Genomic DNA, 5449 nt, shown 5'->3' with positions numbered 1-5449 from the left:
AGTGGCCATCCTGTCAATGCACCATGACTGCGGTGACCATGCACCATTTCAGCGGTCTGAGTGCACCATTCGTGCGGTCTAAGGGCACCGTTTCAGGCGGCGTATTCACCTTTTCACTGTGAGCTGAAAGTAAGGTCGGCCCTTATCCTTTTCACTGTGAACACAAGAATCAAAATATAGTAATTGGGACTGTCCCCTTGCAATTTCCGGCCTGAAACAATGTCTGATAGACTATCAGGACCATCCTCCTGCAATATTTCGCCGGAATGAAATGAGTTCCGGGGATCAGACTGACAGATGCCATCGATACCCGGGGTCTACCACAAACTGAACTGTGCCTCAGCGGACGTTACATCCAGTTCCGGAGGTACAGTGTGGAGCAGTACAGATGCCGCCTTGGGTTCCAGCAGCCATGACTCCACCTGCTCCCGTCGAAGCACCAGGGGCATCCGGTGGTGGATGGGAGCCATAGAAGGGTTGGCTTCCGTGGTCAGAATGCAGTACCGCCTCTCCCCTTCCCTTAGCTCATAAACCCCCGCCATATAGAGCACCTGTTCCCCAGGCAAACGGAACAGGTGCTTTCTCTTTTCCCGATCCCATTCGTAAAAGCCGGTGGATGGAATAACACACCGCCGCATGGCTACGCTCTCCCGGAACAAGGGCTTCTCCCCGGCGGTCTCCGCCCGGGCATTGATGACCAGCGTGTTGGGCAGCTGATACCCCCAACGCATCAGCTCCGGTCCTCCAGCCAGCAGCACAGGGGCCATGGCAGTAGGCCTAATCTCTCCCGGCTGCCATGCATCGTTCCCATAACGCCGCTGGATCTCCTGGACGATTTGCCGAATTTCGCCCCATTGCTCGGCGGTAAACTGATAGCGGCCACACATATCCTGCACCTCATTCCCTCGAAACTGATGTTCTAACACAAGGGATAGTATACCACGAACTGCTGTCCCATCAGATGGACTTTATACCCGCCACAAATTCCCTCTTGCTATCTTAGAACATTTGTTCTAGTCTATAAACAAGAGGTGATAGATATGGGCCGACACATTCTGCACGTGGACCAAAATTGTTTTTACGCCTCGGTGGAGATGCAGCGCCACCCGGAGCTGCGGGACAAGCCACTGGCGGTATGCGGCAGCCAGGAGGAGCGGCACGGCATTGTGCTGGCCGCCAACTATATCGCCAAGCCTTACGGCATCAAGACCGGTATGGCGGTGTGGCAGGCCAGGCAGCGCTGCCCCCATCTGGAGATCCTGCCTCCGGATATGGGGGAGTATATCCGCTTCAGCCAGATGGCACGGGAAATTTATGAGGACTACACCGACCAGATCGAGCCCTTCGGCCTGGATGAAAACTGGCTGGACGTCACCGGCAGCGTAGGGATGTTCGGCTCCCCCATGACCATTGCCAGAGAAATCAGTGACCGGATGAAGTTCGAGCTTGGCATCACCTGCAGCATCGGGGTGGCAGACAACAAAATCACCGCCAAGCTGGGCAGCGACTATAAAAAGCCGGACGCCATCACCCGCATTGAACGGGACAACTACCGGGAGGTGGTCTACCCCCTGCCGGTGGAGGATCTGCTCTATGTGGGGCCAGCCACCAGCAAGAAGCTGCGGGGGCTGGGCATCAGCACCATCGGGCGGCTGGCCCAGGCTCCTCTGGACACCCTGACCAGGAAGCTGGGTAAGATGGGGACGGTGCTCCAGACCTTTGCCCTGGGACTAGACCCCTCCCCTGTTCAGAAAAGCAGCCACATCCCCAACATCAAGTCGGTGGGCAACAGTGCCACCACACCCCGGGACATGACCTGTGACAGCGACGTGGAGCTGATGCTCCTTCTGCTGGCAGAGAGCGTAGCTTCTCGGATGAGGGAGCTGGCCAGCCGATGCACGGTGGTGGAGGTCTATGTCCGGGACGTAGAATTAAACTCTTTCTGCCGGCAGCGGAAGCTGGAGGTGCCCACCTGCTCCAGCGACGAGATCGCCCGGACGGCCTGCGACCTGTTCCGCCAAAACTACCGCTGGGTGCGTCCCCTGCGCAGTATCGGCGTCCGGGGCGCCGGGCTGGTGGAAGCCACAGCGGGCACCCAGCTCTCCCTTTATCCGGAGGAAACCCGCCGAGACAAGTGGGAGCGGATCGACGCGGCGGTGGATCATCTTCGGCAGAGATACGGTTACCGGAGTATTCAGCGGGCCAGGCTGTTCACCGACCCCCTGCTGGGGGCCATCAATCCCAAGGACGATCACACCGTACATCCGGTCGGTTATTTTGGAGGGTAAGCAAATGGAAGAACGGGAAAAGCGCTATGTACCAGTGATCGTCCGGTTTGAGGCCGACGGCAAGCTGCGCCCTTTGGAGATCCAATTCGACGAGGCACACCGCTACCCGGTAGACAAGATCCTGGATGTCCGCCGGGCAGCCTGTCAGAGTGTGGGTGGCGTGGGAGATCGCTATACCTGCCGCATTCAGGAAAAGGAATCCTATCTGTGGTTTGAAAAGGGCCGCTGGTTTGTGGCTGCCAAGCGGTAGCATAGGCAGGATTGCTGCAAAAAATTATTCCGTACGGCCCACCAACCATTCCAGGGCATTGATGCGGCGGATGCCGTCATAATCTGCCTCCGGATCTTCATCCAGAGTCAGAATCCGTTTGGGATAGTGGTCGTTGATTTTCTGGAGAGAGGCCAACTCCCTTTGCAGCGTCTGCTGGTCCCGCACTGTGGCCGCCACCTGATAGTAACGGGTCTCTTTCCCGTCCATGGCCACGAAGTCAACCTCCAGATTGTCTACTTTACCCACATAGACCTCATAGCCTCTGCGCAGCAGTTCCAGGTAAATCACATTCTCCAGCATATGACCTACATCTGTGGAGCGGCTGCCCAGCAGCATAAACCGCAGACCCATATCCACTACATAATACTTTTCCAGGGTCTTGAGATATTGCTTTCCCTTGATGTTATACCGTTTTGCCTGGTAGATAATGAAGCTCTCCATCAGCGCATCCACATATTTCTCCACGGTCTTCACGTCAATTTTACGGCCGGAGGAGGTCATGGTGTCCGCGATTTTTTTGGTGGAGAGGGGACTGCCGATGGCGTCAAACAGGAAGCGGGCCACGCTTTCCAGCATCATCACATCCGGGATCTTCTTGCGGGATACCAGATCTTTTACTACTACGGTGTTGTAGATCCCCTCCAGATAGTCCCGCAGCTCTTTGGGCTGTCCCTGAAGCTCCAGGCCATAGGGAAAGGATGTGGTTTCGATATAGGACCGGTATAGCTGGGAAAGGGGCTGACTGTCATCCATAGCCGAAACATACTCGCCAAAGGAGAGCGGCAGCATTTTTAGTTCCACATAGCGCCCTGAGATCATAGTGGCGATTTCGCTAGAGAGCAGGTAGGCATTGGAACCGGTCAGATACAGATCCAGTTCTTTCCGAAGAAACAGACTGTCTATGACTTCGGGCCAGCGCTCCACATGCTGGATCTCATCCAGAAAAACATAGGTCATCTTTCCCGGCGTGATCCGCTCTTTGATATAGGCGTGGAGCTGCTCCGGCTGACGAAGGGTGCGAAAATCGAAGTCCTCAAAATTGACGGCGACAATCTGTTCCTCTGCCACCCCATGGGAGCGAAGAGCGTCCTGATAGATCTCCATCAGGGTAGACTTTCCGCACCTGCGGATTCCGGTGATGATCTTAATGATGTGCTTATCTCGAAAGGCCATCAGTTTTTCCAGGTAGTTGTTCCGCTCCAGGCGTTTCATCTTGATCACTTCCTTCTTATTATGATATGTATGATAGTGTTATTATATCCAAATACTTTTCAGCATTCAATAGTTTTTGGATTTATAACACAAAAACTATTAGAATAATTTGACTTTATGGGTGGGATAAGTACGCCATACGCACTTATCCCACCCACAAAGCCAAGCTTACCGCCACGGAGCCATATCGTACAGCTCCTCCTCGATCTCATCAGTGGAATACCCGGCCTCCAGCAGCTCATCGATGTCCTCCGGCGTATAGCCCAGAGCCGAGGCTATGTTCTTCAGCGTGTGCAGATAGCTCCGGTCAGGCCGATACGAGCGGGCGCAGGGATGCCATGGGCGATAGATAGGATAGGTCATCGTGAACTGTCCCGCCGTAGTCAGGCCATGCTTGTCCCATCTCAGGATCTCTCCGTCCGAGACCGGCACCTCCCGGAACGGCTCCCCAGCCAGCCAGGTGCGGTTCACCGCCTGCCGCAGGATGGCCAGAGTGGAGGCGTAGACGTACAGCCCCAGCCGTGGGTAATGCCAGATGGTCAGGGGGTTGTCCCCCTTCACCAGGTACAGCCGGTCCTTATGATCCAGCACCGTAAACACAAAGGAGCCCTCCACCGTCTCAGCCATCTCGCTCAGGCTGTCCGGTGTGAGGGCTCCCTGTTGTTCCAGCAGCTGTACCGCCACATAGCTGTCCGTCTGAATGTGGGTCTGGGGCAGCTTTCTGCTGTTGCGGAGGCTCCTGTCGTTGTACAGAACTCCGTTATGGGCCAGGGCAAAGTGCAGCCTGCCCACTTTCCCGGCAAAGGGGTGGTTGTTCTGGGGGTATTTCGCGTCCCCCTGAGTGGTCATTCGGGTATGTCCCATCACTACTCTGGCATCCCCTGGCACGAAGAAGCGGTGCTTGCGAGCGGGACCGGGGCCTTTGCAGATCTGGAGTCTGCCGCCGCTGTTGTAGGCGATGCCGGCGGCGTCTGTTCCCCGGGCCTCACTCTCCACTGCCAGTGCCCGGATAAGTTTGGTCCTCTGCTTACCGGTGAGACTTCCGTTGTTGTCCATGATTCCAAACAAACAGCACATCAGGCTTCCTCCTCGCTTTCTACCGGCTCATTCACATAGAGCCGCCGTTCCTTCAAATACTGGATAAGCTCCGGCTGCTGACACCCGGACACAAAGGAGGTCCAGGCCAGGCTCTTCAGCTCCACATCGTTGAGGCAGACCGCACAGCTGCAGATCTGGTCCACCAGCTGCAGTGTAGCCAGAATGGTATTGGTCTTCAGGGTACCCCGGAACATCCGGAACTCCACCGTGTCCGGGTTTTGCAGATTGACGCAGGTATACCGACCCCCGTGGTAGCCCTTCTTGGCGAAGTCCAGAATGTCCATGGGGTGCTCCTTGTAACCGTATCGAGCGGCCCAGCGCTCCAGCTGCCGCTGGGTGCGGCGGCTGAACTTCAGCAGCTCTTCCCAGTGTTTCTCGAAGAAGTAGAGCACCCGGGCAATGGCCTGATCCTGCTCCTGCTGGGTGTTCCCGAAAGCAGAGCGGCTTACATGAATGTGGAGGCCGCAGGTATTTGCCCGATGGCTGCGGTAGCCCAGAGCCAGGGCTTTCTTACAGATCATATCCCAGGGCATGGTGTGGAGCTGCCAGTCCAGGGACAGGGGGTGGGTCACCAGCTCCA

6 protein-coding genes are annotated in these 5449 nt (G+C 56.3%); 2 read left to right on the top strand and 4 right to left on the bottom strand.

The genetic code is table 11. The annotated features are described in order from the left end of the window. Window positions 1-317: 317 nt before the first annotated feature. Window positions 318-887, bottom strand: coding sequence for an SOS response-associated peptidase (locus B5G34_RS18030; protein WP_087340652.1), 570 nt, complete (start codon window positions 885-887; stop codon window positions 318-320). 153 nt (window positions 888-1040) lie between these two features. On the opposite strand from B5G34_RS18030, the gene dinB reads away from it, so the two are divergent. Beyond that, complete coding sequence (gene dinB / locus B5G34_RS18025) at window positions 1041-2288, top strand: DNA polymerase IV (RefSeq protein ID WP_087340650.1); 1248 nt, start codon at window positions 1041-1043, stop codon at window positions 2286-2288. A 4-nt stretch (window positions 2289-2292) separates the two neighbouring features. After that, a complete protein-coding gene (locus B5G34_RS18020; protein ID WP_087340648.1) occupies window positions 2293-2538 on the top strand; it encodes a hypothetical protein in 246 nt (81 codons plus the stop codon). A gap of 24 nt (window positions 2539-2562) precedes the next feature. Here the strand turns inward: B5G34_RS18020 and B5G34_RS18015 are convergent, their stop codons facing one another. From B5G34_RS18015 to B5G34_RS18005, 3 genes are all read right to left on the bottom strand, one after another. Continuing rightward, window positions 2563-3771, bottom strand: coding sequence for an ATP-binding protein (locus B5G34_RS18015; protein ID WP_087340646.1), 1209 nt, complete (start codon window positions 3769-3771; stop codon window positions 2563-2565). Between the two features lie 168 nt (window positions 3772-3939). Then, on the bottom strand, window positions 3940-4848 hold the full coding sequence (locus tag B5G34_RS18010) for a class II glutamine amidotransferase (protein ID WP_087340644.1): 909 nt from the start codon (window positions 4846-4848) through the stop codon (window positions 3940-3942). Beyond that, window positions 4848-5449, bottom strand: a 602-nt coding sequence (locus B5G34_RS18005; RefSeq protein WP_140397301.1) for an amidoligase family protein, incomplete at its 5' end; no start/stop codon positions are given. The genes B5G34_RS18010 and B5G34_RS18005, both read right to left, overlap by 1 nt.

Source organism: Flavonifractor sp. An82 (assembly GCF_002159265.1).
In the GTDB taxonomy this organism is placed as follows: domain Bacteria; phylum Bacillota; class Clostridia; order Oscillospirales; family Oscillospiraceae; genus Flavonifractor.
The sequence above is the reverse complement of the archived record's forward strand: the minus strand, read 5'-3'. Positions and strand labels throughout refer to the sequence as shown.

Coding starts and splice junctions, on each gene's coding strand:
- B5G34_RS18020 (WP_087340648.1), top strand. CDS start 2,293: ATGGAAGAACGGGAAAAGCGCTATGTACCAGTGATCGTCCGGTTTGAG.
- B5G34_RS18030 (WP_087340652.1), bottom strand. CDS start 887: ATGTGTGGCCGCTATCAGTTTACCGCCGAGCAATGGGGCGAAATTCGG.
- B5G34_RS18015 (WP_087340646.1), bottom strand. CDS start 3,771: ATGAAACGCCTGGAGCGGAACAACTACCTGGAAAAACTGATGGCCTTT.
- B5G34_RS18010 (WP_087340644.1), bottom strand. CDS start 4,848: ATGTGCTGTTTGTTTGGAATCATGGACAACAACGGAAGTCTCACCGGT.
- dinB (WP_087340650.1), top strand. CDS start 1,041: ATGGGCCGACACATTCTGCACGTGGACCAAAATTGTTTTTACGCCTCG.